Raw genomic sequence first — 24,714 nt, 5'->3', positions numbered from 1 at the left:
CCGCCGCCAACTTACTATGAACACCGGACCAGTTGCACGGCCTGGCACCGACGGATCGGGATCGGCGGCTGCGTGGTGCCGGGGGTGTCTTCGCGGTGATCCGCATATTTCAAATGGCACATAATATGAAAATATGCGTTCCTGCGTCGCAAAACAGCGATACCTGCTAATGACAGACTTTCATAATGCTTATGCCATGCTCGGCCGCTACAGCTCGGACCTGTGCCTGTTCGTCCTGGCGGCCGACCTCGGGAAGTTCTCAGCAGCCGCCGAGGCTGCGGGCCTTACACAGCCACGGCTGAGCCAGCGGATGAAGAGCCTCGAGGAAGGCCTTGGCGTTCAGCTCTTCGAACGCGGCAGGCGTGGCATACAGCTTACGCGGAGAGGGCAGGATCTCTATCAGGCCGTGGCGCCGGGTGTCGCGCTGGCCGCCGCGGGGCTATCGGCCTTCAGGATCCGGCCACCGACGGCCGAGGTCATGATCTCGGTGGATTTCGCCTTTGCGACCTTCCGCCTTCTGCCGCGCATGCCCGAGCTTCGGCAGGCGTTCGCGGCCCTCAACATCTCGGTCCTCGCCTCGCAAATGCCGGTCCCGGCCGACGCCTCCCCGGCGGATATCTCCATCCGCATGGGCGAGCTGAGCGAGCAACGGCCCGAGGAGGTCTGCCTGATGCAGGAACGCGTCTCGCCGGTCTGCAGCCCGGATTATCTGGAGCGACGGGCGTCGCGGATCCGGCTTGCGGATCTGCTGCAAGAGGCGCTTGTCGACCTCGCGTCGCCACCCGGCGCGCCCTGGATGAGTTGGAAGGAGTGGTTCGCGCGGTTCGGCCTGCAACACCGGCGGGATTCGGTACGCTCGACGTTCAACAGCTACGATCTCGTGGTCCGGTCGGCCGAAGCCGGTCTTGGGGTTGCGCTCGGGTGGCATGGACTCATCGACGACCGTCTGAAGGCGGGGTCGCTGGTGTTGGCGGTTCCGGAGCAGGTGGAAAGTGATAGGGGCTACCTGATCGGCCTCGATCCGGAGCGGGCCACGAAGGAGGCGCGCGCCGTGTACGACTGGATCATCGCGGCGATGACCTAGCCCTTAAGCGAGTTGTAGAGCGAGAAGTCGTGCTGATGCTCCTCGCGCAGGCGCGATTCGAGCTCGCTGTCGAGATCAAGCGAACCGGGAGGGGATACCATGAGCCGGGGCAGGTTGATCTCGCAGTCGAGCCGATCCTCGAGGAAGCCGACGAAACCCGGCATGTCGTCGTACCGGAAGATCCTGTCGACGCCTGGACCCTTCTGGGGGACGAGGAACCGGCTCTGACGCCCAACCCTCGCGAATTCGGGCTGCGGATCTCTCAGATAGGCTTCGATGAAGTCGTTGAAGGTGATCCCGGCGGTACTGCGTTCCGGGCTTGGCCCGTTGTCGCGCTGGCGGTAGCGATACCAGCTTCCGAGCCAGTCGAGCGGTTCGCGCATCACGGCGACAACCTGGAAATCCTCTTCCGCGGCGAGTTGGAGATAGGGAGCAAGGAAGCGCCAGTAGCGATGGGCCGAGGTATGCTTGAGTTCCGGCGGGCGCTGGATCACGACGCTCGCCAGCGATTCGAGCGCCGCCTCGATCGCGGTGCTGCCGGTTTTCGGCGTCGCGAGATAAACCAGCCGTTGCTTCCAGAAAACAAGCATCACGCCTCCCGTGCCCATGCCGTGAAGAAATCACGGCGCCGTTAACTAAACCTTTACCGGAAGAAGAAAAAGTCGATTTGATGAAATTCGTGTTGAAATGTTCTCTGTTTGATCTCATAAACATGAGAACATGACAAGAACACGAGCAGTGATTGCCGGCCTTAGCCGGGTGTGAAATAAGGAAGCGACCAATGGCAGTGGCGAACCTTTTCGACATGAACGACAAGCGATCCGCAGACAAACAGAAAGCCCTCGATTCAGCGCTTGCACAGATCGAGCGGCAGTTCGGCAAGGGTTCGATCATGCGCCTTGGCGCCGACAACCCGGTGATGGAGATCGAGGCGACCTCGACGGGCTCGCTCGGGCTCGACATCGCGCTCGGCATCGGCGGTCTGCCGAAGGGCCGGATCGTGGAGATCTACGGTCCGGAAAGCTCGGGCAAGACCACGCTGACGCTGCATGTCGTGGCCGAGGAGCAGAAGAAGGGCGGGGTCTGCGCCTTCGTCGATGCCGAACACGCGCTCGACCCGCAATATGCCAAGAAGCTCGGCGTAAATCTCGACGAACTGCTGATCTCGCAGCCCGACACCGGCGAGCAGGCGCTGGAAATCGTCGACACGCTGGTGCGCTCGGGCGCGGTCAGCCTCGTCGTCGTCGACTCGGTCGCGGCGCTGACACCGAAGTCGGAACTCGAGGGCGACATGGGTGACTCAAGTGTCGGCGTCCATGCCCGCCTCATGAGCCAGGCGATGCGCAAGCTAACCTCCTCGATCAGCCGCTCGAACTGCATGGTGATCTTCATCAACCAGATCCGCATGAAGATCGGCGTGATGTTCGGCTCGCCCGAGACGACGACGGGCGGCAACGCGCTGAAATTCTACGCCTCCGTGCGCCTCGACATCCGCCGCATCGGCTCGATCAAGGATCGCGACGAGGTCGTCGGCAACACGACGCGGGTCAAGGTCGTCAAGAACAAGGTGGCGCCGCCATTCAAGCAGGTCGAATTCGACATCATGTATGGCGAGGGCATCTCAAAGACGGGCGAGCTCATCGACCTCGGCGTCAAGGCCGGCGTCGTGGACAAGTCGGGCGCATGGTATTCCTTCGGTGACGAGCGCATCGGCCAGGGCCGCGAGAACGCCAAGCAATTCCTCAGGGACAATCCCGACATGGCCTGGCAGATCGAGGACAAGATCCGGGCGAGCCACGGGCTCGAATTCGGAGCCTCGGACGATGACGCAACGGCCGAGGATGTGATGGAGGGCTGAGGACGGTTTGAGATCGTTCCCCTTCATGCGAGGATCGAACGCGGCCCCAAGGGGCCGCGTTTCGCGTTTTCGGGGGATAGCGTGATGGATCATTTCGAGGATATTCGCCGCACCGTCGCCACCTACGTCGAAGGAATGGCGCGCGGCGACCGCGCGGCGCTTGAGCGCGCCTTCCATCCCAAGGCGTCCTCGATCGGCCATTTCGACGGCGGGCTCGAATGGGAGGGCGTCGAGAAGTTCATCGCCTCCTGCGCGGCCGAGGCGATCCCGGCTGAGGCGCCCGTGCCGCCGCACGCGATCGAGTCGATCGCCGTGGCCGGCGACACGGCCGTCGTGCGGGTGATGAACGTCTGGGCGGGGCTCGATTTCCGCGACACGCTGACGCTGCTTTTCCACGAAGGCCGCTGGCAGATCGTCGCGAAGGTCTTCCTGCACCTTACCTGAGGTCAATGCTGCGCCGCAGGAATATGGACATGGCTCCCGACAAGGGCTAACACGCCAAGGCTGAACCCTTCCGCCCCGAGAGGCCCGCCCGATGCCCAGCCTGAACGACATCCGCTCGACCTTCCTCGACTTCTTCCGGCGCAACGATCACCGGATCGTCGACAGCTCGCCCCTCGTCCCGCGCAACGACCCGACGCTGATGTTCACCAACTCGGGCATGGTTCAGTTCAAGAACCTCTTCACCGGGGTCGAGACGCGCGATTACGTCCGCGCCTCCACCAGCCAGAAATGCGTCCGCGCGGGCGGCAAGCACAACGACCTCGACAACGTCGGCTACACGGCGCGGCACCATACGTTCTTCGAGATGCTGGGGAACTTCTCCTTCGGCGACTATTTCAAGGCCGAGGCGATCCCCTACGCCTGGGAACTTCTCACCAAGGACTTCGGGCTGAACAAGGACAAGCTCCTCGTCACGGTCTACCACACCGACGATGAGGCGGCCGGGATCTGGAAAAAGGTCGCGGGGCTTCCCGACGACCGCATCATCCGCATCCCCACGGACGACAATTTCTGGCGCATGGGCCCGACCGGTCCCTGCGGCCCCTGTACCGAGATCTTCTACGACCACGGCGACCACATCTGGGGCGGCCCTCCGGGCTCGGCCGAGCAGGACGGCGACCGCTTCATCGAGATCTGGAACCTCGTCTTTATGCAGAACGAGCAGTTCGAGGACGGCTCGATGCGCGCGCTCGACATGCAGTCGATCGACACCGGCATGGGGCTGGAGCGCATCGGCGCGCTTCTGCAGGGCAAGCACGACAACTACGACACCGACCTGATGCGATCGCTGATCGAAGCCTCGGCGCACGGCACGTCGAGTGATCCGGACGGGCCGGGCAAGATCCACCACCGGGTGATCGCGGACCATCTTCGCTCGACCTCGTTCCTGATCGCCGACGGGGTGATGCCGTCGAACGAGGGGCGCGGCTATGTGCTGCGCCGGATCATGCGCCGCGCGATGCGGCACGCGCATCTTCTGGGCGCGCAGGACCCGCTGATGCACCGGTTGGTGCCGGCGTTGGTGCGGCAGATGGGCGGAGCCTATCCGGAACTGCAGCGGGCGCAGGCGCTGATCGAGGAGACGCTGAAGCTCGAGGAAACCCGCTTCAAGCAGACGCTGGAACGCGGCCTTCGTCTGCTGGACGACGAGCTTGAAAAACTCGGCGACAGCCAGCCGCTGCCGGGCGCCGCGGCGTTCAAGCTCTATGACACCTACGGCTTCCCGCTCGACCTCACGCAGGATGCGCTGCGAGAGAAGGGCCGGACTGTCGATGTCATAGGCTTCGACCATGCGATGCAGGAGCAGAAGGCCAAGGCGCGAGCCGCCTGGGCGGGCTCGGGCGAGACCCAGGACGCCGCGATCTGGTACGACCTGGCCGAAAAGCACGGCGTCACCGAGTTTCTAGGCTACGACACCGAGACCGCCGAGGGCCAGATCCTCGCGCTGGTCGCGGAGGGCAAGGAAACCGGCGCGGCGGCGAACGGCGCCAAGGTGCAGATCGTCGTGAACCAGTCGCCCTTCTATGCCGAAAGTGGCGGCCAGGTCGGTGACACCGGCTTCATCCGCACCGATACCGGCATGGCCCGGGTGACGGATACGAAGAAGTCCGCCGGCATCTTCATCCATATCGCCGAAGTGGCCGAGGGCGAGATCGCCCGTGGCCAGCCCGCGAAGCTGGAAGTGGCCCACGCCCGCCGCACCGCGATCCGGGCAAACCATTCGGCGACCCACCTCCTGCACGAGGCGCTCCGCCGCGCGCTCGGCGATCACGTCGCGCAGCGCGGCTCGCTCAACGCCGAGGACCGGCTGCGCTTCGATTTCAGCCATTCCAAGGGGTTGACGGGCGCGGAGCTTGCCGGTGTCGAGGCCGAGGTGAACGAGTTCATTCGCCAGAACTCGCCCGTGGAGACGCGGATCATGACGCCCGACGACGCGCGCGGGCTCGGCGCACAGGCGCTCTTCGGCGAGAAATACGGCGACGAGGTGCGGGTCGTCTCGATGGGCACGCTTTCGGGTTCCGGCAAGGGTGCCGACGGCGACACCTATTCGCTGGAGCTGTGCGGCGGCACCCATGTGAAGCGCACCGGCGATATCGGTGCTTTCGTGGCGCTCGGCGACTCGGCGTCCTCCGCCGGGGTGCGGCGGATCGAGGCGCTGACCGGCCAGGCGGCGCTCGACCACCTGCGCGGCCAGGACCAGCGGCTTTCCGAGGTCGCGGCGACGCTGAAGGCGCAGGCCGCCGACGTGCCGGCGCGCGTGAAGGCGCTGATGGACGAGCGCAAGGCGCTCGCCAACGAAGTTGCGCAGCTTCGCCGCGAACTGGCGATGGGCGGCAGCGCGGGGCAGGGCGCTTCCGACCGCGAGGTCAACGGCATCCGCTTCCTGCCGCAGATCGTCTCTGGCGTCTCCGGCAAGGACCTGCCCGCGCTCGTCGACGAACTGAAGGCGCGGATCGGTTCGGGCGCGGTGCTGGTCGTCGCCGATACCGGCGGCAAGGCGGCGGTGGCGGCGGGCGTGACGCCGGACCTCACGGCGCGGCTCTCGGCGGTCGATATCGTCAAGGCCGCGGCCGAGGCGCTCGGCGGCAAGGGCGGCGGCGGGCGGCCGGACATGGCGCAGGCCGGCGGCGCGGATGCGTCGAAGGCCGAGGAGGCGGTGAAGGCCGCCGAAGCGATCATCGGAGGTGCGAAATAATGAGCGAGACCAAATCCGCGCTGTGGATTGCGCATGTGACGGTGACCGACGCCGAGGCCTATGGCAAGTACGCCCAGGCCGCGGGCCCGGCAATTGCCAGGCACGGCGGCGTGTTTCTCGCGCGCGGCGGGCGCTATGTCCAGCTTGAGGGCAACGAGCGGCCGCGCAATGTCGTGGCGCGCTTCCCCTCGCTCGAAGCGGCGGTCGCCTGCTACAACAGCGACGAGTACCAGGCGGCGCTCGCCCATGCAAAGGGCGCCAGCGAACGCGACCTGATGGTGCTCGAGGAAGCCTGATGGCGGATCTCGCCCGGCTTTTGGCAACCCATGCCGGGGCGGGGCGAGTGGTGTGGATCGGGCTGCGCCCCGAGAGGCTGGCCGATCCCGTCTCGGTTGATGCGGCGGAGCTGACCGAGGCGGGGCTCGCGGGCGATCACGCCCGCAAAGGCAAGCGCGCGCTGACGCTGATCCAGGCGGAGCATCTGCCGGTGATCGCCGCGCTCTGCCGGCGCGCGGCGGTCGCGCCGGACCTCCTGCGGCGCAATCTCGTGATCGAGGGCATCAACCTCGCTGCGCTTCGCCATGCGCGACTGAGGATCGGCGGCGCCGAGGTGACGATCACCGGCCCCTGCGCGCCCTGTTCGCGGATGGAAGCGGCGCTGGGGCAGGGCGGCTACAACGCGATGCGCGGCCACGGCGGCTGGTGCGCCGAGGTGGTCCAGACGGGCCAGATCGCGATGGGCGATCGCGTAACGGTGGCCGGGGCGGAGACGAGCGGGCGCTGATGCCGCCGGGCATGGAAGCGCCGATAATGCGGCGGCCCGAACGGAATCTGTCGATTGCCGCTGCGAACCGCGCTACGTTAAGCCAAAAGCAACGAGGCAGCGCCAGGCTTCCGGACGTGGCGGAATCCGAAGGCGCCGCCCGCGACGCGAGGCGAGAGCATGTGCAGATGGGCGGCCTATACCGGCACTCCGATCTTTCTTGAGGACATCGTCAGCCGGCCCGGCCATTCGCTCATCCATCAGAGCCAGTGTGCCTCGGAATGCAAGTCGGCGATCAATGCCGACGGGTTCGGGCTCGCCTGGTATGGCGAGCGCGAGGAACCCGGGCTCTTCCGCGACATCCTGCCGGCCTGGTCGGACCCGAACCTGCGCTCGCTGACGGCGCAGGTGAAATCGCATCTCTTCCTCGCCCATGTCCGCGCCTCGACCGGCACCGCGACGAGCCGCAACAACTGCCATCCCTTCGCGGTCGGCCGCTGGTCCTTCATGCACAACGGCCAGATCGGCGGCTACGACGCGCTGCGCCGTGACGCCGAGATGCTGATCCCCGACCATCTCTATGCCCACCGGAAGGGCGCGACCGACAGCGAGGCCCTGTTCCTCGTCTCGCTCGGCGAGGGGCTCGACGAGGATCCGAAGGGAGCGCTCGAACGGGCGACGGCGCGGTTCGAAGTGCTGTCGCGCGAGAAGGGGACGGCCCCGCATGTGCGGATGACGGCGGCCTTTTCCGACGGCACGCGGCTCTACGCGGCCCGTTACGCGACCGACGCCGGGGCGCCGACGCTCTATCACCGCTGGTCGGAGTCGCGGCGCGGCCGTGCGGTTGTCTCCGAACCCCTGGAAACCGGTGAATGCTGGGACGCGGTGCCGCCGGGCAGCTTCTGCACCTTCGAGGGTGACCGGGTGACGATCGAGCGCTTTGCGCCCGCGCAACTCGCCCGCGTCGCCTGACGCCGCGGGGGCCTGCGGCTGTCGCTTTCCGGGTCACCAAATGTCGTTTTCGCTTGCGAAGCGCCGCATCCCGCAATCGGCCCCGGCCCAATGCGGGTACAAGAACCCCAAACCGACATAGTCAGGAGACTCAGGGATATGAGCGAAGTTTCGGAAGGCCGGCGGGCACGGGGTGGCGGCGGCGCGGCGCGCCGGGCGGAACGCACCGCTGTCCGCATCGAATGCGCCAAGTTCATCGAGCGCAACATTCCGAACCTCGAAATCCTCAACGAGGAAGCGCTCGAGATCATCGAGGCCAATGCCGAGACGATCCTCGAGGAAGTCGGCGTCAACTTCGTCGAGAACCCCGAGGCGCTGAAGCGCTGGAAGGATGCCGGCGCCGATGTAGACGGCGAGCGCGTCCGCATCCCGAAGGGCCTCGCGCGCCAGCTCTGCAAGACCGCGCCCTCGTCCTATGTCCAGCACGCCCGCAACCCCGAGCGCAACGTGACCGTGGGCGGCCGCGGCCTCGTCCTCGCGCCGGTCTACGGCCCCCCCTTCGTGCGTGACGCCGACGGCGGCCGCCGCTACGCGACGCTCGACGACTTCCACAAGTTCGTGAAGCTCGGCTACATGTCGAAATGGCTGCATCACTCGGGCGGCACGGTCTGTGAACCGACCGACATCCCGGTGAACAAGCGCCACCTCGACATGCTGCTCGCCCACATGACGCTGTCGGACAAGCCCTACATGGGTTCGGTGACCGAGCCGGTCCGCGCCGCGGATTCGGTCGAGATGTCGAAGATCCTCTTCGGCAACGACTTCGTTGACCAGAACACCGTGATGACCTCGCTCATCAACATCAACTCGCCGATGACCTTCGACGGGATCATGATGGGCGCGCTCGAGGTCTACGCAAAGGCCAACCAGGCCTGCATCATCTCGCCCTTCATCGTCGGCGGCGCGATGGCGCCGGTGACGGTCGCGGGAACGCTGACGCAGGTCATGGCCGAGGTGCTGGCCGGCGTCGCCTACAGCCAGCTCATCCGCCAGGGTGCGCCGGTGATATTCGGCGCCTTCGTGACCTCGATCGACATGAACTCGGGCGCACCGACCTTCGGCACGCCGGAAGCGGCGCATATCACCTACGGCGCGGGCCAGCTCGCCCGCCGCATGGGTCTGCCGTACCGCTCGGCCGGCTCGTTCTGCGGCTCGAAGCTGCCGGACGCACAGGCCGCCTACGAAACGTCGAACTCGCTCAACATGGGCCTCCTCGCCGGCGTGAACTTCATGCTGCATTCCTGCGGCTGGCTGGAAGGCGGCCTCGTGTCGTCCTTCGAGAAGTTCGTGATGGATGCCGACCAGCTCGGCGTGCTGCATCACCTCGCCAAAGGTATCGACATGTCCGAGACCGGCCAGGCGATGGACGCGATCCGCGAAGTCGGCCCTGGCGGCCACTATCTCGGCTGCGAACATACGCAATCGAACTTCAAGCAGGCGTTCTGGCGGACCGAACTGCTCGACTACAAGCCCTACGAGGCCTGGGAAGAGGAAGGCGCCCGCGACACCGTGGCGCTGGCGCGCACCCGCGTGACGAAGCTCCTGAACGACTACCAGAAGCCCGCGATCGACCCGGCTGTCGAAGAGGCGCTGAACGAATACGTCGCGAAGAAGAAGGCCTCGATGCCCGACGCCTTCATGTAATCGCGCCAGTCGCGAGGGACAGGAAGGGCCGCCCATCAGGGCGGCCCTTTTGCATTCAGGTTCGGCCCGGCTGGGGCAGGAGCCGCGCTTCGGCCATCATCGCGATCAAGACTTCGATATGCCGGATGAAGCTGTAGGAGGCGTCGCCGGCCTGGCGTGTCGCCTCCAGCCGCTCCTCCTCGGCCAGCAGAGCGGGAAGCGCCCGCTCCGGTGCGGGCGCTTCCGCGACGCGCATCACCCGTTTCAGGTCACGGTTGCGGTTGTACTCGGCAAGCCCGGCGCGGGCCGCGCGGATCAAGAGACGGGGACGCCGCAGTTCGGAGACGAGCGAGAGTAGATCGGACATTCCATCCTCCGGAAAAAAGACAACCGGAAGATGCATCTTGAATCGCGGGCGTTGCCTCTCTTGGCGGTGGTGCGACCGGGTGTTTCAGAGAAATTTAGAATTTATCAACAATTCTCAGGGTCGTGCTCGATTTTAACGGACGGGTAAGAAAAGCAACTCACGGTTGAGTTTGTTGTGGTTAAGGCGACGTGAAGGCGCTGAAGGACATTCGGGGGAAAGATGACGCTAATGGTTCACATGCAGGCCGGACTGCCTGCCTGGCTGCCCGAGAACGCGCGCCTGTATCTGCGCCATACGGAGGAGGGGCTGTCGCTCCGCGCACTGGCGCGAAGCGAGGGCTGCCATGCCTCGACGGTGCTGCGTAAGGTTCGTGCCTTCGAGAACCGTCGCGATGATCCTCTGATCGACGACGCGCTGAACCGGCTCGGACGGTTGCATCTTCGCCTGATCGGGACGGAGCGGGCACAGGAGACTTCGCGACCAGATTTTGCACAGGAAGGGAACTGCCCGATGACCGCACCGATCCGCTCGATCCAGCCCCAGATCGCCGACGAATCCACAGTAGAGCGCGAAGCGCGCCGCATTCTGCGCCGCCTGTGCGAGGCGGGTGCCCTGCTTGCGATCGCGCCGGAGATGGAGAAGGCGGTCGTTCTCAAGGGCACGGTCCGGATCGCGGTGGTCGATCGCTCTGCCGCGCAGGCCTTTGCCCTGAAGGACTGGATCGCGGTGCAGAAACCGGGCCGGGTGACCACATATGAGATCACGACGGCCGGCCGCGCGGCGCTGAAGCGGCTCCTGGCCGAGGAGCAATCGAACCGGTCCGGCGGATTCGCCGAGGTCCAGACGCCCTTCACTGAACAGCACCGGGTCTGGGATGAACGCGCGGTCATGGAACCGGGCGAGCAGACGACGCGGCGCATGCGCTACAACCTCGCCGAGAGCCCGCTCGCCGTCCTGGCGCGGCGGAAGGAGAAGGACGGCCAGCCGTTCCTGACGCCCGATCTCGTGGTCGCCGGCGAACGGCTGCGCGAGGATTTCGAACTGGCGCAGATGGGGCCGCGCGTCGCGCAGAACTGGGACCGCTTCCTGACCGCCGGCGACCGCGGCAATTTCTCGGGCGACGGCGGGCTTGGCGGCGGATCGGGCAGGGCGCGCGACCGGGTCGCGGCAGCGTTGAAGGATCTCGGCCCCGGCCTCGGCGACATGGTGCTGCGCTGCTGCTGCTATCTCGAAGGGCTGGAGGCCGCCGAACGCCGCATGGGCTGGTCGGCGCGGTCCGGTAAGATCGTGCTCCGCATCGCTCTGCAGCGACTGAAGCGGCACTACGACGAGATCAATGGCGGCAAGGCGCCTTTGATCGGCTGAACATCGGCCCCGTAATCATCAGGGGCGCCCCGGCGGGGCGCCCCTTTGTCGTGCAAGGACGGACTTCTGTCCCGATCAGGCGAGATCGAACCGGTCGAGGTTCATCACCTTGGTCCAGGCCGCCACGAAGTCGGTGACGAAGGTCTCGGACGCGTCCGAGCAGCCATAGACCTCGGCGAGCGCGCGCAGTTGCGAATTCGATCCGAACACCAGATCGGCGCGCGTGCCGGTCCACCGGACCTTGCCCGAGGCGCGGTCGCGGCCCTCGTAGAGTCCCTCGCCGGCCGGCTTCCACTCGGTGCCCATGTCGAGCAGGTTGACGAAGAAGTCGTTGCTCAGAGTCCCCGGCCGGTCGGTGAGGACTCCATGCTTCGACTGGCCGTGATTGGCGCCGAGCACCCGCAGACCGCCGACAAGCACGGTCATCTCGGGCCCCGACAGCGTCATCAATTGCGCCTTGTCGATCAGGAACTCCTCCGCCGAAGCTGTGTAGCGGCCCTTGAGGTAGTTTCGGAACCCGTCCGCCACCGGTTCGAGCGGCGCGAAGGACTCCGCATCGGTCTGCTCCTGCGTCGCGTCCATCCGCCCCGGCGTGAACGGCACCTCGACCTTGTGACCGGCCGCCTTCGCCGCCGCCTCGACCGCCGCCGAACCGGCGAGCACGATCAGGTCGGCGAGCGAGAGCTTCTTGCCGCCGCTCTGGGCGTGGTTGAACGTCTTCTGGATGGCCTCCAGCGCCGCGAGCACCTTGGCCAGCTGCGCGGGCTCGTTCGCCTCCCAGTCCTTCTGCGGTGCGAGACGGATCCGCGCGCCGTTCGCGCCGCCGCGCTTGTCCGAGCCGCGGAAGGTCGAGGCCGAGGCCCAGGCGACCGAGACGAGGTCGGAGACCGAAAGCCCCGAGGCGAGGACCTTGGCCTTGAGATCGGCGATGTCCTTGGCATCGACGAGCTTGTGATCCACCGCCGGGATCGGGTCCTGCCAGATCAGGTCCTCGGCCGGCACCTCGGTGCCGAGATAGCGAACCTTCGGCCCCATGTCGCGGTGCGTGAGCTTGAACCAGGCGCGCGCGAAGGCATCGGCGAAGGCTTCGGGATCCTTGTGGAAGCGCCGCGAGATCGGCTCGTAGATCGGGTCGAAGCGCAGCGAGAGGTCCGCTGTCGTCATCATCGGCCGGTGCTTCTTCGACGGATCATGGGCGTCGGGGATCATGTCCTCGTCCCTGACGTCCTTGGCGAGCCACTGGTTGGCGCCTGCCGGGCTCTTCACCAGTTCCCACTCATAGCCGAAGAGCATGTCGAAATAGCCCATGTCCCACTTGGTCGGGTTCGGCTTCCAGGCGCCCTCGATGCCGCTGGTGATCGTGTCATAGCCCTTCCCGGCGCCATGGGACGACAGCCAGCCGAACCCCTGCGCCTCGATCGGCGCGGCTTCCGGCTCGGGGCCGACAGCGGTCGCGGGACCGTTGCCGTGAGCCTTGCCGAAGGTGTGGCCGCCGGCGACCAGAGCCACCGTCTCCTCGTCGTTCATCGCCATGCGGCCGAAGGTTTCCCGCACGTCGCGGCCCGAGGCGACCGGGTCGGGATTGCCGTTCGGCCCTTCGGGGTTGACGTAGATCAGGCCCATCTGCACCGCCGCGAGCGGGTTTTCGAGGTCACGTTCGCCCGAATAGCGCTTGTCGCCCAGCCATTCGGTCTCGGACCCCCAGTAGATGTCCTCCTCGGGCTCCCAGATGTCCTCGCGGCCGCCGCCAAAGCCGAAGGTCTTGAACCCCATCGATTCGAGCGCGCAGTTTCCGGCGAGGATGTAGAGATCGGCCCAGGAGAGCGCCTTGCCGTATTTCTGCTTGACCGGCCACAGCAGCCGGCGCGCCTTGTCGAGGTTGCCGTTGTCGGGCCAGGAGTTAAGCGGCGCGAACCGCTGGTTGCCGGTCGAGGCGCCGCCACGGCCGTCGGCGGTGCGGTAGGTGCCCGCCGCGTGCCAGGCCATGCGGATGAAGAGCGGGCCGTAATGGCCGTAATCGGCCGGCCACCAGTCCTGGCTGTCGGTCATCAGCGCGTAGAGGTCTTTCTTGACCGCCGCGAGATCAAGCTTGTTGAACGCCTCGGCGTAGTCGAACGCGGTGCCCATCGGGTTCGAACGCGGGGAATTCTGGTGGAGAATCCGCAGGTTGAGCTGGTTCGGCCACCAGTCGCGGTTCGATACGTGAATCTTGCCTGACATCGGGCACTTGCTGTCGCCGTCCATGGTTTCCTCCGATCGTGTACGATGTTGTCGTCTATACGGATCTCGCCGCGCGGCGCGGGACGAATCCCTTTCGGCCCCGACCGTAGCGTCCCGCTTGAGGCGGTGCCAGTCGAACTCGTGGCCCCCGAGCCCCTCGCGGCAAGAATTGCCGCGTGACTATGGGCTGAAACTGGAATAATTAAAAATCGGAAATACTTCGGTATTTGATAAGGATTTCTTATGCCGATCACGCTTCGCCAACTCTCGTATTTCCTTGCCCTCGCCGAGGCGCGAAGCTTCGGCGGCGCGGCCGAACTGGTGCATGTCTCGCAGCCCGCTTTATCCATGCAGATCAAGGAGCTGGAAACCGTTCTCAACGCGACCCTCGTGGAGCGGCTGCCGCGCGGGCTGCACCTGACGCGGGCTGGGCGCGAGCTGGAAATCCGGGCCCGCCGGATCATCGCCGAGATCGGGGAGCTCGAAGCCTCGGCCAGGCGAAAGACGCTTACCGGCAGGCTCAACCTCGGCATCATCCCGACGGTCGCGCCCTATCTCCTGCCGCAGGCCCTCACCGCCCTCAGGGCGGACGACCGAACGCGCGACCTGCGGATCCGCGAGGCGCGCACCGACGACCTGATGGAGGACCTGCACTCCGGGCGTCTCGACGCGATTGTCATCGCTGAGCCGCCGCCGGGTGCGGACCTCGCCGCGGCCACGGTCTTCGAGGACCGCTTCCTTCTTGCCGGCAGCGCCGCGCGCATCGCCGCAGCCGTGGGGATGGAGACGCTCCGTCCCTCGCGGCTCGATCCCGACCAGCTTCTCCTGCTCGACGAGGGGCATTGCCTGGCCGACCAGGCGCTCGAGGTCTGCGGCCTCGACCGCAAGCGGCTGCGGCTCGACCTCGGCGCGGCGTCACTGTCGACGCTTTGCGGCCTCGTCGGGCAGGGGATCGGGCTGACATTCCTGCCGGAGATTGCCGTCCGCACGGAAACGGCCGCGGTGCCCGATATGGCCCTACGGCGCTTCGCAGAGCCGGAACCCGCGCGCCGAATCGCGCTGGTGCGCCGCGCGACGAGCGATGGCGAGGGATGGTTCGATGCGCTGGCGGAGGTACTGGCGGCCTCCGGCCGGGCGCTTGTCGAAAGCGCGCGGGCCGAAATTCCGCTCGGCCCGCGCGAAGCGGAACGCGCCTAGCCGGCGTCCGACGCGCGCGTCAGACCCACAGCGTGGACCATGCCCGCAACGACGCCGCCGATGAGCGGCGCGACGATGAAGAGCCACAACTGTCCGAGCGCGCCGCCTCCGGCGAAGAGGGCCGGGCCGATAGAGCGCGCCGGGTTCACGGAAACCCCGGTCACGTTGATCCCGACGAGATGGATGCCGGTCAGTGTGAGCCCGATCGCGAGCCCGGCGAACGCCGCCGGCGCACCGGATTGTGTCGCCCCAAGGATCACCGTGACGAACAGGAAGGTCGCGACCGCCTCGAAGAGGAAGGCGGCGATCATCGAATACTCGCCGTTGTATCCCGCGCCGTAGCCATTCTGCCCAAGCCCATTGACCGCCAGGTCGTAACCGGCCCGCCCGGATGCGATCATGAGGATCACGAGCGCGCCGAGGATCGCCCCGGCGATCTGCGCGAGGCTGTAGAGCGCGGCCTCGCGACCGGACATCCGCCCGGCCGCAACCATGCCGAAGGAAACTGCGGGATTGAGATGGGCGCCCGAAATCGCGCCGAGCCCATAGGCCGCCGCGACAATCGACAGGCCGAACGCTACTGATATTCCGTGAAATCCGATCTGCTCGCCCATCAAGACGGCCGATCCGACCCCGAAAAACACCAGAATGAATGTGCCGATGACTTCGGCGAAGAGCTTCTTCGACATGTAAACTCCCTGCAAGGCTTATGCAGTCGAAGCATATCCGCTTCGCGTTGCGTTTCAGCGAAAAAAAGCCTATCCCACGACAAAGCGACCCAGAGGGGGATTGATCCGTGCGTGACCTCAAGATTCCCGGCCAGCGCCATCCCGAAAAGGCACGCCGCCCGGATCAGGATCAGCCGAAGAAACCCGACTGGATCCGCGTGAAGGCACCGACGTCCGCCGGCTACAAGCAGACCCGCGACATCCTGCGCACCAACAAGCTCGTGACGGTTTGCGAGGAAGCGGGCTGCCCCAATGTCGGCGAATGCTGGTCGGCCGGTCACGCCACGATGATGATCATGGGCGAGATCTGCACCCGGGGCTGCTCGTTCTGCAATATCGCGACCGGCCGGCCCGACGCGCTCGACGCGTTCGAGCCGGGGCGGGTGGCCCATGCGGTCGAGACGCTGGGGCTGAAGCATGTCGTCATCACCTCGGTCGACCGCGACGATCTCGCGGATGGCGGCGCGGAGCATTTCGCCCAGACGATCCGCGCGGTGCGGCACCGCTCGCCGGGGACCACGATCGAGATCCTGACTCCGGACTTTCTGAAGTGTGCGCCGGAAGCTCTTGAAAAGGTTGTCGAAGCGCGGCCAGACGTCTTCAACCACAACCTCGAAACGGTGCCCGGCCTCTATCCCTCGGTGCGGCCCGGCGCGCGCTACTTCCACTCGCTGCGGCTTCTTCAGCGCGTAAAGGAACTCGACCCGGCGATGTTCACCAAGTCCGGAATCATGGTCGGGCTCGGCGAAGACGGGCAGTCCGTGCGGCAGGTGATGGACGACATGCGCGCGGCCGATGTCGATTTCCTCACCATCGGCCAGTATCTGCAGCCGACGCCGAAGCACCACCGGGTAGACCGGTTCGTAACGCCCGAGGAATTCGCTGGCTACGAGAAGGCCGCCTATGGCAAGGGATTCCTGATGGTCTCGGCGACGCCGCTCACGCGGTCCTCCTACCACGCGGGCGAGGATTTCGCCCGGCTCCGGGCCGCGCGGCTGGAAAAGCTAGGCCGCGGCTGAGGCGTGCGGGCCAGATCGCCCGGCCGGATCAGAAGTTCAGCCCGATGGGCAGGTCGAAGCGCAGGCCGGCCTCCGAGGCTCCGGCGAGTTCGACTCCGGCGCGATCCTGCTTGATCGACGCGTTGCCGAGTTCGTCGATGGTGATGGCGGTCAGGCGCCGGTCGATCCGTCCTGACGCATTGGTGCCAGTGACGACCGCGAGCGGCCGCATCCACTCCATGGTCGCGCGGTAAGCCAGCCCGGATCGGACCGCCGGGGCGGGCACCGCGCCCTCCGCCGCGACGCGGGGTGCGGCAGTGACCGACCTGCTTTCCCTTGTCTGGGCAGCGGCCGGATCCGGCATCACGAGGCCGATCAGGCCGATGGCGGCGGCGAAACACGGCGATGGCATTGGCTTCGAAAGCTCCCGAGTAGCGGCCGCCGCATCGTAAGATTGCCCGGCAGTTCGGACCCAGATTTCCGCAACAGGGTTAATGTCCGATGAATCCGGGACGGCCAATCGTCACTCGGCCGGTGCAACACGCTTGAGATAGGCGGCGATTGCCGCAGGGTCGGCCGGGACGAGACCGGAAAGGCCCTCGACCACCTCGGCCATGGCGCCGCCGACCGAATCGTAGTCCGGCGTAAGGCCGGTGGTGAGGAAGGCGACGATATCGGCCTCGGACCAGGTGAGCTTCGACGGCGTGAGGTTCGGGAACCGCCCCTTGCCCGCCGGAACCGGCGCGCCAGCGAGCCAGCGGCTCAGGTCCATTGCACCGAGCGCCCCCCTTGGTGTGTGGCATTCGCCGCAATGGCCGAGCGCCTCGACCAGGTAGCGGCCCCGTGTCTCGGCTTCACTCAGATCTCCTGTCACCACCCAGCGATCGTCGAGATAGAGCCGTTTCCACAGCCCGAGGCCAAGCCGGATATTGTAGGGGAACCCCACTTCGTGCGGCGCATTGGGGCTCGGATCGGCGGGCAGGGTGGCGAGGAAAGCGCGCAGGTCAACGATGTCCTGCAACGTGACCCGCGCGTAGCTCGCATAGGGAAAGACCGGGTAGTAGTGACGGCCGTCGGGCGAGACCCCGCGCAGCATCGCGTTGGCGAGGTCGAGCGCGGTCCAGGTTCCGATCCCGGTGACGGGATCGTTCGAGATATTCGGCGCGACGAACGTCCCGAATGGCGAGGAAAAGCGCTTTCCGCCCCTCAGCACCAGCCGGTCCGCGCCTTCGGCGGTCTCGGCGGAATGGCAGGCGGCACAACCGCCCGCCCGAAAGACCTGTTCGCCACGCGCCACGTCGGCATCAAGGCCCGCCAGCGCGTCTTCGGGAAGCGGCAGCGGCCGCAGCACGAGCCATGCAGCGGCAGTTCCCGCTACCGCGAAGGCCGTCAGGCTGAGAAGGATCCGGCCCATCCGTCAGTTCAAATCCGGAGCACAGGGCGTGGTGAGGGCCGGGCCAAGTTCAGTTTGCAGACGCACGGTAGGCTTCGTGGCAACCCGTACAGGCATCGCCCACGCCCTTCATCGCGCCCTGGAGGCCCGCGAGATCGACGCCGGCCGCGGACTGCATCGCGGTAGCCGCATCAACGAGCGCCTGCGCCTTGTCGCCAACGTCTGATCCGGCTTCCCATATCTTGGCGAGCGCTCGCGTGTCGGTATTGGCAAAATCGTCGGAGCCTTCCGGCCAGAGCATCGAAATGTCGAGCGTCGACGCGGCAAGGAGGTTGTCGGCGGCTTTCTGCGCCGCTTCGGCGTTGTATTCGACCTCGCCCTTGGCCATGGCGCCGAGAATGGCGAGGTTCATGGTCCGGTAGCCCATGATGCCCTGGCGCACCTTGATCTCGCGCGCGAAAGGCGCGTCCTGGGCGACGGCGGCGCCGGTAATCAGGGTCGTGGCGGCGGTTATCGTCAAAAGAAAGGTCTTCATGGCAATCTCCCTGCGTCTGATGGAGGGAAGGATAGCTGTGCCGAATTCTTCCACCAATCGGAAATTTCGCATGGTATTGGTGAGAATACGCACAGGGTAATTTCCCTGTTCCCGGGAGTCAGGACCGGCGGCGCGACGTTGGGAGGGCATGCAATGCGCGAGAACTGGGACGATCTTCGCTTCGTTCTGGCGGTGGCGGAAGAGGGATCGGTCAGCGGCGCGGCGCGACGGCTTGGCGTCAACCACGCCACCGTCCTGCGCCGGATCGCGGCCTACGAGGAGGCGGTCGGGATCGAGATCTTCGACAAGACCGCGCGCGGCTATTCCGTTCCGCCGGTACAAAGCCGCGTCATCGAGGCCGCGCGCGAGGTCGACCGTGCCGTGCAGGCGGTCGGGCGGATGCTCCAGGGCGTGCGCTCGCCGCTGTCCGGCAACATCCGGGTTACGGCGACCGACACCTTCTGCCAGTTCGTCCTGCCGCCGATCGTGGCCGAACTGCGCTCCGAGGCGCCCGACCTCCGGATCGAGATCCTTTGCACCAACACCCATCTCGACCTCGCCCGGACCCATGCCGAGATCACCGTGCGCCCGACGGTCCGGCTGCCCGAGTATCTTGTCGGCGAAACCGCCGGGGTGCTCGGGTTCGGCCTGTTCCGCGCGAGGGGGGCGGGGGCCGACGACTGGCTCGGCCTGTCGGGCCCGCTCGCGCGCACCCCGGTCGGCAGCTGGATCGCGACTGCGGTCGACCCGGCGCGGATCGTTGCCGCCGCCGACAGTTTCCCGGTCCTGCGCGAGGTTGCGGCGACCGGGCAGGGGATGGCGGTTCTGCCCGATCTTCTCGGCGCCGAGGATCCCCGGCTCGAACGGGTGACGGGCATCCTGCCGGACCTGTCGGTCGATATCTGGGTCGCGAGCCATGCCGATCTGGCCGAGGTGCCGCGGATTGCCGAGACCCGCAGGCTGCTGTCGGAGGCGTTGCGCGCCATCGCGCCGCGGCTTCGGGGAGCCGTTGGAGCGCCCTGAGCCGGCGAGGCTCAAGGCAGCGGACGCACCTTCGGAGCGGTGCCGCCCGGATCGACGAGTGCGCCACCGGGCACGAGACCCAGCCGTTCCAGCCCGGCCAGGGCGAGGCAGATCACGACCACCGCCGCGACGAGCAGGACGCGGCTACGCGACGGCGGGTGGCGGGCGATCCGCGCCATCCGCAGGAGGTGAATCGGATTCATGCCGGCTCACCGGCCTCCGGCCCGGTGAAGCGCACCTTGCCGATATGCGGCAGGTTGCGGTTTCGCTGCGCGAAGTCGATGCCGTAACCGACGACGAACTCGTCAGGAATCTCGAACCCGGTCCAGGTCGCGCGGATGTCGACCTCGCGCCGCGAGGGCTTGTCGAGCAGCGCGCAGACCTCGAGCCGCCTTGGCTCGCGGCTTTTCAGGAGCCGCACGACATGGCTGAGCGTGAAGCCGGTATCGACGATGTCCTCGACGACAAGGACGTCGCGGCCGGAGATCTCGCCGCGCAGGTCCTTCAGGATGCGCACCTCGCGCGAGCTTTCCATCGCGTTGCCGTAGGAGGAGGCTTCGAGGAAATCGACCTCGACCGGCAGGTCGATCTCGCGCACCAGATCGGCTATGAAGACGAAGGAGCCGCGCAGGAGCCCGACCACGACGAGCTTGTCGGTGCCGCCGAAAGCCCGCGTGATTTCCTTGGCGAGCGCCTCGACCCGCGCCGCGATGGCCTTGGCCGAGATCATTTCGTCGATGACATAGGGTCTGTGCGGCATGGGGCCCTCTTGATCTTGTGCTCCCATTTAGCGACATGGGCCGCCAGAGTCACCAAGGGGATGGGGATGCCGACACATTCCGAAACGCGGACGATGCCCTACACCGCGGCACAGATGTACGACCTGGTGGCCGATGTCGCGCGCTATCCCGAGTTCCTGCCCTGGACAGCGGCGGCGCGGATCCGCTCGCGGCGCAAGCGCGAGGACGGGTCCGAGTTGATGGAGGCCGACCTCGTGATCTCGTTCAAGGTGTTCCGCGAACGCTTCGGCAGCCGGGTCGTGCTCTGGCCCGACGAGCGGCGGATCGAGACCGAGTATCTCGACGGGCCGTTCCATCACCTGCAGTCGAGCTGGAGCTTCCGCGACCGCGCCGAGGGGGGCTGCGAGGTGGCGTTTTTCGTCGACTTCGCCTTCCGCAATGCGATCCTGCAAAAGCTGATCGGGGTCGTCTTCGACGAGGCGATGCACCGCGTCGTGCGCGCCTTCGAGGCCCGCGCGGCGGCGCTTTACGGAACCGTCTGATCCGAAGTTGACCAACGAATTGTTAAGGATGCTCGTCTTGGCGTCCAACGTAAAAAGAGAGCTGGAGAGGGAATGCCGAAGAACTGGCGGGAACGGCTAGAAGAGGCCATGACCCAGCGAAAGTTATCAATGCGGGCTCTGTCACTGGAAGCCGGCCTTGGGCCAAGTTACGTCTCGGTCCTACTCAAAGAACGCAAGGAGCCAACAATCGAGAACATGCTGGCACTATGCAAGGTGCTAGACATAAGCGCATCGTGGCTCATTTCCGGTGTTAATATCACGCCCCCTCGTGAGCGGATCTTGCGGTTTCTAGTAGAGAACCCGAATGCTGAGGCGGCGATTCTTGATCTTCTTCAGGCGTTTAAGCGTTGAGGACAACGCGCGCCGATCATAAGCGGTAAAGATCACTAATCGCGCCGAACGCCACTACCATGCAGGATGACGGTGGCGTTCTGCCAATCAGAGGTAGGACCCGGACGGGCCCCGTTCACGCGACAGGTCGAGCGTGCCTAAGACGTGATGTCATAGGCGCGCTCTCCGTGTGCGGCGATGTCGAGCCCGTTGAACTCGGTTTCCGCGTTGACGCGGATCGGCGTGACGAGCCCCGCGATCCTGGCGAGGATCCAGGTCGCGGCGACGGTGAAGACCCCGACGATGGCGAGCGCACCGAGCTGCGCGGTCCAGCTTCCGGCGCCGAAAACCGCGATCATCACCGTGCCGAAGATGCCGCCGACGCCGTGGACAGCGAAGACGTCGAGCGTGTCGTCGATGCGGATCTTATTGCGGATGAGCGCCACCGCCTCCTGGCAAAGGACGCCGGCGACGGCGCCGATGATGAGGGCTTCGAGCGGACCGACGAAGCCGGAGGCCGGGGTGATCGAGGCGAGCCCGGCGATCGTGCCGGTGACGAGGCCGACGAGCGAGGCGCGGCCGAACTTCACCCGCTCCCAGAGCGCCCAGGTCAGCGAGGCGGTTGCGGCCGAGATATGGGTGACCGTGATCGCCATCGCCGCGCCCCCGTCGGCGGCAAGCTGCGAGCCGCCGTTGAAGCCGAACCAGCCGACCCAGAGGAGCCCCGCGCCGATCGCCACGAAGCCCGGATTATGCGGCGGCGTGGTGCGGTTCTTGCGCGGGCCGACCATGACAGCGAGCACCAGCGCCGCGAGGCCCGCGGTCTCGTGCACCACGATCCCGCCGGCGAAATCCTTCGTGCCGGTCGCGCCGAAGATCCCGCCGTCGGCAAGGAAGCCGCCGCCCCAGATCCAGTGCGCGACCGGCGCGTAGACGCCAAGCATCCAAAGCGCGGAGAAGAGGAGGACGAAGCCGAAGCCCACGCGCTCGGCGAAGGCGCCGAGGAAGAGCGCGGGCGTGATGATCGCGAAAGTCATCTGGAAGGCGAAGAACAGCACCTCGGGCAGGGTGCCTTTCACGGTCGTCGCATCGACGCCCGCAAGGAACGCACGGGCGAAGCCGCCCCAGAACGGGCCCTCGCCGCCGAAAGCGATGGAATAGCCACAGACGAGCCAGAGCACGCTCATGAGGCACGCGACTGCGAAGCAGTGCATGAAGACCGAGAGCACGTTTCGCGCCCGAACGAGCCCGCCGTAGAACAGCGCCAGCCCCGGCAGCGTCATCAAGAGGACGAGGCCAGTGGCCACAAGGATCCAGGCGGTATCGGCGCCATTCATCTGCGTTTCCCTTCGCGAATTTTCCCGTCCGCGCGGCAAAGCGTGAAGTGGCCGCCGCGCAAAGCCTGTTTTTCCGGAAGCGCGCCGAAAATCCGGGCAGTTCGCGATCTGCCCGCAAACTGGGCGGTTTCGCGCGGTACTGGCGTAAAAAACGGGCGCGACGCGGATCAGCCGCCGAGCGCACCGATCAGGAGGTCGAGCGCATGTTCGACCGTCGCTTCCCGCACGGCGGAGCGGCCGCGGGCACCGTAATCCACGGTCTCGACACGCGTCGGCGCACCCTTGCGGGCAAGGCCGAAACAGACCCTTCCCTCGGGCTTGTGCTCTGACCCGCCCGGTCCGGCGATGCCGGTGACGGCAACCGTGAGCGTAGCCCCGGAGCGGGCAAGCGCGCCCTCGGCCATCTCGCGGGCCACGGCCTCGCTGACAGCGCCGTGGGTGGCGAGAGTTGCCTCGGACACGCCCAGCATCGCGACCTTGGCGGCGTTCGAATAGGTGACGAAGCCGCGGTCGAATATGTCGGAGGCGCCCGCGACCTCGGTGATTGCCCCCGCGATCAGTCCGCCGGTGCAGCTTTCGGCCGTGGCGATCACCGCGCCGTGGGGCCGCGCCAGCGACAGGAGCGTTCCGGCCCGGCTCACAACCGCATGACCCCGTGCCACAGGCCGGCTGCTATCATCGTCGCCACCCCGGCGAAGAGTCCGGCCCAGAGGTCGTCCTCCATCGTGCCGGCGGCGGTGTGTTTGCGGTCGGCGCGGCCGATCGGCCCCGGCTTCCAGATGTCGAAGAGCCGGAAGAAGAGGAAGGCCGCGACCCAGCCCGGCCAGGGGAAGTGCCAGCTGTCGAGCCCGGCCCACCAGAACCCGGCGGAGGGAAAGAGGAGCGCGATCCATTGGCCCGCGACCTCGTCGATGACGATTTCCGAGGGGTCCTTGTCAGCCTGTCCCGCGACGGCGCCCGCCGTGGCCCAGAAGCCGAGCGGGATGACGAGGATCGTCGCGGCCAGCAGCAGCGGGAAATGCCCGATCCCGTGGATCACGAGGCCGAGCGCCACCGCGACCGCCGAGCCCCAGGTGCCCGGAGCGGGGCGCAGGAGCCCGGTGCCGAACCAGGTGGCGATGAGGCGAGGGAAAGTCATGGCTTCACCAGCGTCACGCAAGCGAGGGCGGCGATGCCTTCCTCGCGACCGGTAAAGCCGAGCCGCTCGGACGTCGTGGCCTTGACGCTGATCCGGTCCGGCTCCACGCCAATAATCCGCGCGAGTTCTCCTGCCATGTCAGGGGCATGCGGGCCGATCTTCGGGCGTTCGCAGATCAGCGTCACATCCGCGTTCGAGAGCCGGTAGCCCCTCGACCGGGCAAGATCGGCGGCATGGGCGAGGAAGATCTCGCTCGCGGCCCCCTTCCACTGCGGGTCCGAGGGCGGGAAATGGCGGCCGATATCGCCCTCGGCCAATGCGCCGTAGATCGCGTCGGTCAGTGCGTGCATCCCGACGTCGGCGTCGGAATGGCCGAGAAGCGCCTTTGAATGCGGCACCCGCACCCCGCAAAGCATGACGTGGTCGCCCGCCGTGAAGGCGTGCACGTCGAAGCCGTTACCGGTGCGGACATCCATGCCGAGCCCCACTTTCCGTTCGGCGCGGTCGAAATCGCCGGGCCAGGTGATCTTGATGTTCTCCTCCTCGCCCTCGACGATGGCGACGTCAAGCCCCGCGGCCAGCGCCATCTCGACATCGTCGGCGGCATCGCCGGGGAACGCGCGATGGGCCGCGAGGATTTCGGCGAAGCGGAAGCCCTGCGGGGTCTGGGCGCGATGGAGCCCGTCGCGGGCGCGAATTCCGGTCACGTGCCCGGCCGATCCGCTCCAGAGCGCGTCCGTCACCGGAAGGGCAGGGGCTGCCGCAGGATGGTCGCCGAGGGCAGCTAGCACGCGTCCGATCAGTGCAGCCGAGACGAAGGGGCGGGCGCCGTCGTGAATGAGGACGGTCTCGACGGCAGCCGGATCGAGAGAGTCGAGCGCGTTGCGCACCGACTGAGCCCGCGTTGCGCCGCCCGCGACCAATGTCACCCGACCTGCGAATTCCGCGACACCGCGAGGCATGTCGTCTGGATGCAGGACAACGACAATCCGCGCGAAGCCGGAAAACGCAGCGACCGTGCGGGCGAGGACACTTCTCCCGCCGATCGGTCGCCATTGTTTCGGATCACCCGTTCCGGCCCTCGTGCCGCGGCCTGCCGCCACGATTATGATCGCCGTCTTCGATTTGTCGGTCACCCCGGCCTCCGTTTTCCACTGCTCTAATCGCCCCGGCGCGTCCCGGCAATGCCGCGTCGCGCCGCCGTCCCGGAGGGGAGTGCCCAAAAACCGGGCAGATCCTGTT

General features: G+C 66.6%; 27 protein-coding genes. 14 read left to right on the top strand and 13 right to left on the bottom strand.

The features are described from left to right. The first annotated feature begins 169 nt into the window (after positions 1-169). Complete coding sequence (locus R5H32_RS00410) at positions 170-1,084, top strand: LysR substrate-binding domain-containing protein (RefSeq protein ID WP_318336717.1); 915 nt, start codon at positions 170-172, stop codon at positions 1,082-1,084. Here R5H32_RS00410 and R5H32_RS00405 read toward each other — a convergent pair. Continuing rightward, the gene (locus R5H32_RS00405; RefSeq protein ID WP_318336716.1) at positions 1,081-1,674 is read right to left on the bottom strand and encodes a sulfotransferase family 2 domain-containing protein; all 594 of its coding nucleotides are present in this window, start codon (positions 1,672-1,674) and stop codon (positions 1,081-1,083) included. The two genes, R5H32_RS00410 and R5H32_RS00405, sit on opposite strands and share 4 nt — an antisense overlap. Before the next feature lie 191 nt (positions 1,675-1,865). Here R5H32_RS00405 and recA point away from each other — a divergent pair, with 191 nt between their 5' ends. The 7 genes from recA (at position 1,866) to R5H32_RS00370 (ending at position 9,559) form a co-directional block, all read left to right on the top strand. After that, a complete protein-coding gene (gene recA, locus R5H32_RS00400; RefSeq protein ID WP_318336715.1) occupies positions 1,866-2,942 on the top strand; it encodes a recombinase RecA in 1,077 nt (358 codons plus the stop codon). Between the two features lie 84 nt (positions 2,943-3,026). After that, positions 3,027-3,386 (top strand): nuclear transport factor 2 family protein, encoded by a 360-nt coding sequence (locus R5H32_RS00395; protein WP_318336714.1) that lies wholly within the window; start codon positions 3,027-3,029, stop codon positions 3,384-3,386. 91 nt (positions 3,387-3,477) lie between these two features. Then, positions 3,478-6,141 carry an alanine--tRNA ligase gene (alaS, locus tag R5H32_RS00390; protein ID WP_318336713.1) on the top strand — a complete coding sequence of 888 codons (2,664 nt, stop codon included), beginning with the start codon at positions 3,478-3,480 and terminating at the stop codon, positions 6,139-6,141. Continuing rightward, positions 6,141-6,437, top strand: a complete 297-nt coding sequence (locus tag R5H32_RS00385) for a DUF1330 domain-containing protein (RefSeq protein WP_318336712.1) — start codon at positions 6,141-6,143, stop codon at positions 6,435-6,437. The genes alaS and R5H32_RS00385 overlap by 1 nt, the downstream gene beginning before the upstream one ends. Then, positions 6,437-6,925 carry an MOSC domain-containing protein gene (locus R5H32_RS00380; protein ID WP_318336711.1) on the top strand — a complete coding sequence of 163 codons (489 nt, stop codon included), beginning with the start codon at positions 6,437-6,439 and terminating at the stop codon, positions 6,923-6,925. The genes R5H32_RS00385 and R5H32_RS00380 overlap by 1 nt, the downstream gene beginning before the upstream one ends. Positions 6,926-7,084: 159 nt before the next feature. Continuing rightward, on the top strand, positions 7,085-7,876 hold the full coding sequence (locus R5H32_RS00375; RefSeq protein WP_318336710.1) for a class II glutamine amidotransferase: 792 nt from the start codon (positions 7,085-7,087) through the stop codon (positions 7,874-7,876). A gap of 138 nt (positions 7,877-8,014) precedes the next feature. Beyond that, positions 8,015-9,559: a trimethylamine methyltransferase family protein gene (locus tag R5H32_RS00370; RefSeq protein ID WP_318336709.1), complete on the top strand. Its 1,545-nt coding sequence runs from the start codon at positions 8,015-8,017 to the stop codon at positions 9,557-9,559. Between the two features lie 55 nt (positions 9,560-9,614). Here the strand turns inward: R5H32_RS00370 and R5H32_RS00365 are convergent, their stop codons facing one another. Beyond that, the gene (locus R5H32_RS00365) at positions 9,615-9,905 is read right to left on the bottom strand and encodes a DUF6477 family protein (RefSeq protein ID WP_318336708.1); all 291 of its coding nucleotides are present in this window, start codon (positions 9,903-9,905) and stop codon (positions 9,615-9,617) included. Positions 9,906-10,124: 219 nt separating this feature from the next. Here R5H32_RS00365 and R5H32_RS00360 point away from each other — a divergent pair, with 219 nt between their 5' ends. After that, positions 10,125-11,270 carry a DUF6456 domain-containing protein gene (locus R5H32_RS00360; protein WP_318336707.1) on the top strand — a complete coding sequence of 382 codons (1,146 nt, stop codon included), beginning with the start codon at positions 10,125-10,127 and terminating at the stop codon, positions 11,268-11,270. Positions 11,271-11,345: 75 nt separating this feature from the next. Here the strand turns inward: R5H32_RS00360 and katG are convergent, their stop codons facing one another. Further along, positions 11,346-13,514 carry a catalase/peroxidase HPI gene (gene katG, locus R5H32_RS00355; protein WP_318336706.1) on the bottom strand — a complete coding sequence of 723 codons (2,169 nt, stop codon included), beginning with the start codon at positions 13,512-13,514 and terminating at the stop codon, positions 11,346-11,348. A gap of 219 nt (positions 13,515-13,733) precedes the next feature. Between katG and R5H32_RS00350 the strand changes: the two genes are divergently transcribed. After that, positions 13,734-14,687 carry a hydrogen peroxide-inducible genes activator gene (locus R5H32_RS00350; protein WP_318336705.1) on the top strand — a complete coding sequence of 318 codons (954 nt, stop codon included), beginning with the start codon at positions 13,734-13,736 and terminating at the stop codon, positions 14,685-14,687. Here R5H32_RS00350 and R5H32_RS00345 read toward each other — a convergent pair. Continuing rightward, complete coding sequence (locus R5H32_RS00345; protein WP_318336704.1) at positions 14,684-15,376, bottom strand: MIP family channel protein; 693 nt, start codon at positions 15,374-15,376, stop codon at positions 14,684-14,686. The genes R5H32_RS00350 and R5H32_RS00345 overlap by 4 nt on opposite strands. 107 nt (positions 15,377-15,483) lie before the next feature. Between R5H32_RS00345 and lipA the strand changes: the two genes are divergently transcribed. After that, positions 15,484-16,434 (top strand): lipoyl synthase, encoded by a 951-nt coding sequence (gene lipA, locus R5H32_RS00340; protein ID WP_318336703.1) that lies wholly within the window; start codon positions 15,484-15,486, stop codon positions 16,432-16,434. Between the two features lie 28 nt (positions 16,435-16,462). On the opposite strand, the gene R5H32_RS00335 is transcribed toward lipA, so the two are convergent. From R5H32_RS00335 to R5H32_RS00325, 3 genes are all read right to left on the bottom strand, one after another. After that, the gene (locus R5H32_RS00335) at positions 16,463-16,825 is read right to left on the bottom strand and encodes a hypothetical protein (RefSeq protein WP_318336702.1); all 363 of its coding nucleotides are present in this window, start codon (positions 16,823-16,825) and stop codon (positions 16,463-16,465) included. 111 nt (positions 16,826-16,936) lie between these two features. Next, on the bottom strand, positions 16,937-17,827 hold the full coding sequence (locus R5H32_RS00330) for a cytochrome c (RefSeq protein WP_318336701.1): 891 nt from the start codon (positions 17,825-17,827) through the stop codon (positions 16,937-16,939). 49 nt (positions 17,828-17,876) lie between these two features. Further along, positions 17,877-18,434: a cytochrome c gene (locus tag R5H32_RS00325; protein ID WP_318336700.1), complete on the bottom strand. Its 558-nt coding sequence runs from the start codon at positions 18,432-18,434 to the stop codon at positions 17,877-17,879. 60 nt (positions 18,435-18,494) lie between these two features. Here R5H32_RS00325 and R5H32_RS00320 point away from each other — a divergent pair, with 60 nt between their 5' ends. Next, positions 18,495-19,364 carry a LysR family transcriptional regulator gene (locus R5H32_RS00320; protein ID WP_318336699.1) on the top strand — a complete coding sequence of 290 codons (870 nt, stop codon included), beginning with the start codon at positions 18,495-18,497 and terminating at the stop codon, positions 19,362-19,364. Between the two features lie 11 nt (positions 19,365-19,375). Here R5H32_RS00320 and R5H32_RS00315 read toward each other — a convergent pair whose 3' ends face one another. Both R5H32_RS00315 and hpt read right to left on the bottom strand, forming a co-directional pair. Next, positions 19,376-19,567: a hypothetical protein gene (locus R5H32_RS00315; RefSeq protein ID WP_318336698.1), complete on the bottom strand. Its 192-nt coding sequence runs from the start codon at positions 19,565-19,567 to the stop codon at positions 19,376-19,378. Next, positions 19,564-20,124, bottom strand: coding sequence for a hypoxanthine phosphoribosyltransferase (gene hpt / locus R5H32_RS00310; RefSeq protein ID WP_318336697.1), 561 nt, complete (start codon positions 20,122-20,124; stop codon positions 19,564-19,566). The genes R5H32_RS00315 and hpt overlap by 4 nt, the downstream gene beginning before the upstream one ends. A gap of 66 nt (positions 20,125-20,190) precedes the next feature. On the opposite strand from hpt, the gene R5H32_RS00305 reads away from it, so the two are divergent. Then, positions 20,191-20,646, top strand: coding sequence for a type II toxin-antitoxin system RatA family toxin (locus R5H32_RS00305; protein WP_318336696.1), 456 nt, complete (start codon positions 20,191-20,193; stop codon positions 20,644-20,646). A gap of 72 nt (positions 20,647-20,718) precedes the next feature. Further along, positions 20,719-21,018, top strand: coding sequence for a helix-turn-helix transcriptional regulator (locus tag R5H32_RS00300; RefSeq protein WP_318336695.1), 300 nt, complete (start codon positions 20,719-20,721; stop codon positions 21,016-21,018). 137 nt (positions 21,019-21,155) lie between these two features. Here the strand turns inward: R5H32_RS00300 and R5H32_RS00295 are convergent, their stop codons facing one another. The 4 genes from R5H32_RS00295 to R5H32_RS00280 all read right to left on the bottom strand — a co-directional run bounded on the left by R5H32_RS00295 (position 21,156) and on the right by R5H32_RS00280 (position 24,608). Next, complete coding sequence (locus tag R5H32_RS00295; RefSeq protein ID WP_318336694.1) at positions 21,156-22,334, bottom strand: ammonium transporter; 1,179 nt, start codon at positions 22,332-22,334, stop codon at positions 21,156-21,158. A 167-nt stretch (positions 22,335-22,501) separates the two neighbouring features. Then, positions 22,502-22,975 carry a nicotinamide-nucleotide amidohydrolase family protein gene (locus R5H32_RS00290; RefSeq protein ID WP_318336693.1) on the bottom strand — a complete coding sequence of 158 codons (474 nt, stop codon included), beginning with the start codon at positions 22,973-22,975 and terminating at the stop codon, positions 22,502-22,504. Further along, positions 22,972-23,472 (bottom strand): phosphatidylglycerophosphatase A, encoded by a 501-nt coding sequence (locus R5H32_RS00285; protein WP_318336692.1) that lies wholly within the window; start codon positions 23,470-23,472, stop codon positions 22,972-22,974. The genes R5H32_RS00290 and R5H32_RS00285 overlap by 4 nt, the downstream gene beginning before the upstream one ends. Further along, positions 23,469-24,608 (bottom strand): bifunctional 2-C-methyl-D-erythritol 4-phosphate cytidylyltransferase/2-C-methyl-D-erythritol 2,4-cyclodiphosphate synthase, encoded by a 1,140-nt coding sequence (locus tag R5H32_RS00280; RefSeq protein ID WP_318336691.1) that lies wholly within the window; start codon positions 24,606-24,608, stop codon positions 23,469-23,471. Before R5H32_RS00280 ends, R5H32_RS00285 begins: the two co-directional genes overlap by 4 nt. Positions 24,609-24,714 lie beyond the last annotated feature (106 nt).

This window comes from Defluviimonas sp. D31 (assembly GCF_033436765.1).
GTDB lineage: Bacteria > Pseudomonadota > Alphaproteobacteria > Rhodobacterales > Rhodobacteraceae > Albidovulum.
This window is presented reverse-complemented; position numbering and strand designations above follow the sequence as displayed.

Excerpts from the sequence above, each read along its gene's own strand:
- R5H32_RS00320 (WP_318336699.1), top strand. The coding sequence starts at position 18,495 with ATGCGCGAGAACTGGGACGATCTTCGCTTCGTTCTGGCGGTGGCGGAA.
- katG (WP_318336706.1), bottom strand. The coding sequence starts at position 13,514 with ATGGACGGCGACAGCAAGTGCCCGATGTCAGGCAAGATTCACGTATCG.
- R5H32_RS00375 (WP_318336710.1), top strand. The coding sequence starts at position 7,085 with ATGTGCAGATGGGCGGCCTATACCGGCACTCCGATCTTTCTTGAGGAC.
- R5H32_RS00305 (WP_318336696.1), top strand. The coding sequence starts at position 20,191 with ATGCCGACACATTCCGAAACGCGGACGATGCCCTACACCGCGGCACAG.
- R5H32_RS00405 (WP_318336716.1), bottom strand. The coding sequence starts at position 1,674 with ATGCTTGTTTTCTGGAAGCAACGGCTGGTTTATCTCGCGACGCCGAAA.
- R5H32_RS00370 (WP_318336709.1), top strand. The coding sequence starts at position 8,015 with ATGAGCGAAGTTTCGGAAGGCCGGCGGGCACGGGGTGGCGGCGGCGCG.
- recA (WP_318336715.1), top strand. The coding sequence starts at position 1,866 with ATGGCAGTGGCGAACCTTTTCGACATGAACGACAAGCGATCCGCAGAC.
- hpt (WP_318336697.1), bottom strand. The coding sequence starts at position 20,124 with ATGCCGCACAGACCCTATGTCATCGACGAAATGATCTCGGCCAAGGCC.
- R5H32_RS00315 (WP_318336698.1), bottom strand. The coding sequence starts at position 19,567 with ATGAATCCGATTCACCTCCTGCGGATGGCGCGGATCGCCCGCCACCCG.
- R5H32_RS00380 (WP_318336711.1), top strand. The coding sequence starts at position 6,437 with ATGGCGGATCTCGCCCGGCTTTTGGCAACCCATGCCGGGGCGGGGCGA.
- alaS (WP_318336713.1), top strand. The coding sequence starts at position 3,478 with ATGCCCAGCCTGAACGACATCCGCTCGACCTTCCTCGACTTCTTCCGG.
- R5H32_RS00385 (WP_318336712.1), top strand. The coding sequence starts at position 6,141 with ATGAGCGAGACCAAATCCGCGCTGTGGATTGCGCATGTGACGGTGACC.
- R5H32_RS00335 (WP_318336702.1), bottom strand. The coding sequence starts at position 16,825 with ATGCCATCGCCGTGTTTCGCCGCCGCCATCGGCCTGATCGGCCTCGTG.
- R5H32_RS00345 (WP_318336704.1), bottom strand. The coding sequence starts at position 15,376 with ATGTCGAAGAAGCTCTTCGCCGAAGTCATCGGCACATTCATTCTGGTG.
- R5H32_RS00285 (WP_318336692.1), bottom strand. The coding sequence starts at position 23,472 with ATGACTTTCCCTCGCCTCATCGCCACCTGGTTCGGCACCGGGCTCCTG.
- R5H32_RS00410 (WP_318336717.1), top strand. The coding sequence starts at position 170 with ATGACAGACTTTCATAATGCTTATGCCATGCTCGGCCGCTACAGCTCG.
- R5H32_RS00360 (WP_318336707.1), top strand. The coding sequence starts at position 10,125 with ATGACGCTAATGGTTCACATGCAGGCCGGACTGCCTGCCTGGCTGCCC.
- R5H32_RS00300 (WP_318336695.1), top strand. The coding sequence starts at position 20,719 with ATGCCGAAGAACTGGCGGGAACGGCTAGAAGAGGCCATGACCCAGCGA.
- R5H32_RS00295 (WP_318336694.1), bottom strand. The coding sequence starts at position 22,334 with ATGAATGGCGCCGATACCGCCTGGATCCTTGTGGCCACTGGCCTCGTC.
- R5H32_RS00350 (WP_318336705.1), top strand. The coding sequence starts at position 13,734 with ATGCCGATCACGCTTCGCCAACTCTCGTATTTCCTTGCCCTCGCCGAG.
- R5H32_RS00395 (WP_318336714.1), top strand. The coding sequence starts at position 3,027 with ATGGATCATTTCGAGGATATTCGCCGCACCGTCGCCACCTACGTCGAA.
- R5H32_RS00365 (WP_318336708.1), bottom strand. The coding sequence starts at position 9,905 with ATGTCCGATCTACTCTCGCTCGTCTCCGAACTGCGGCGTCCCCGTCTC.
- R5H32_RS00330 (WP_318336701.1), bottom strand. The coding sequence starts at position 17,827 with ATGGGCCGGATCCTTCTCAGCCTGACGGCCTTCGCGGTAGCGGGAACT.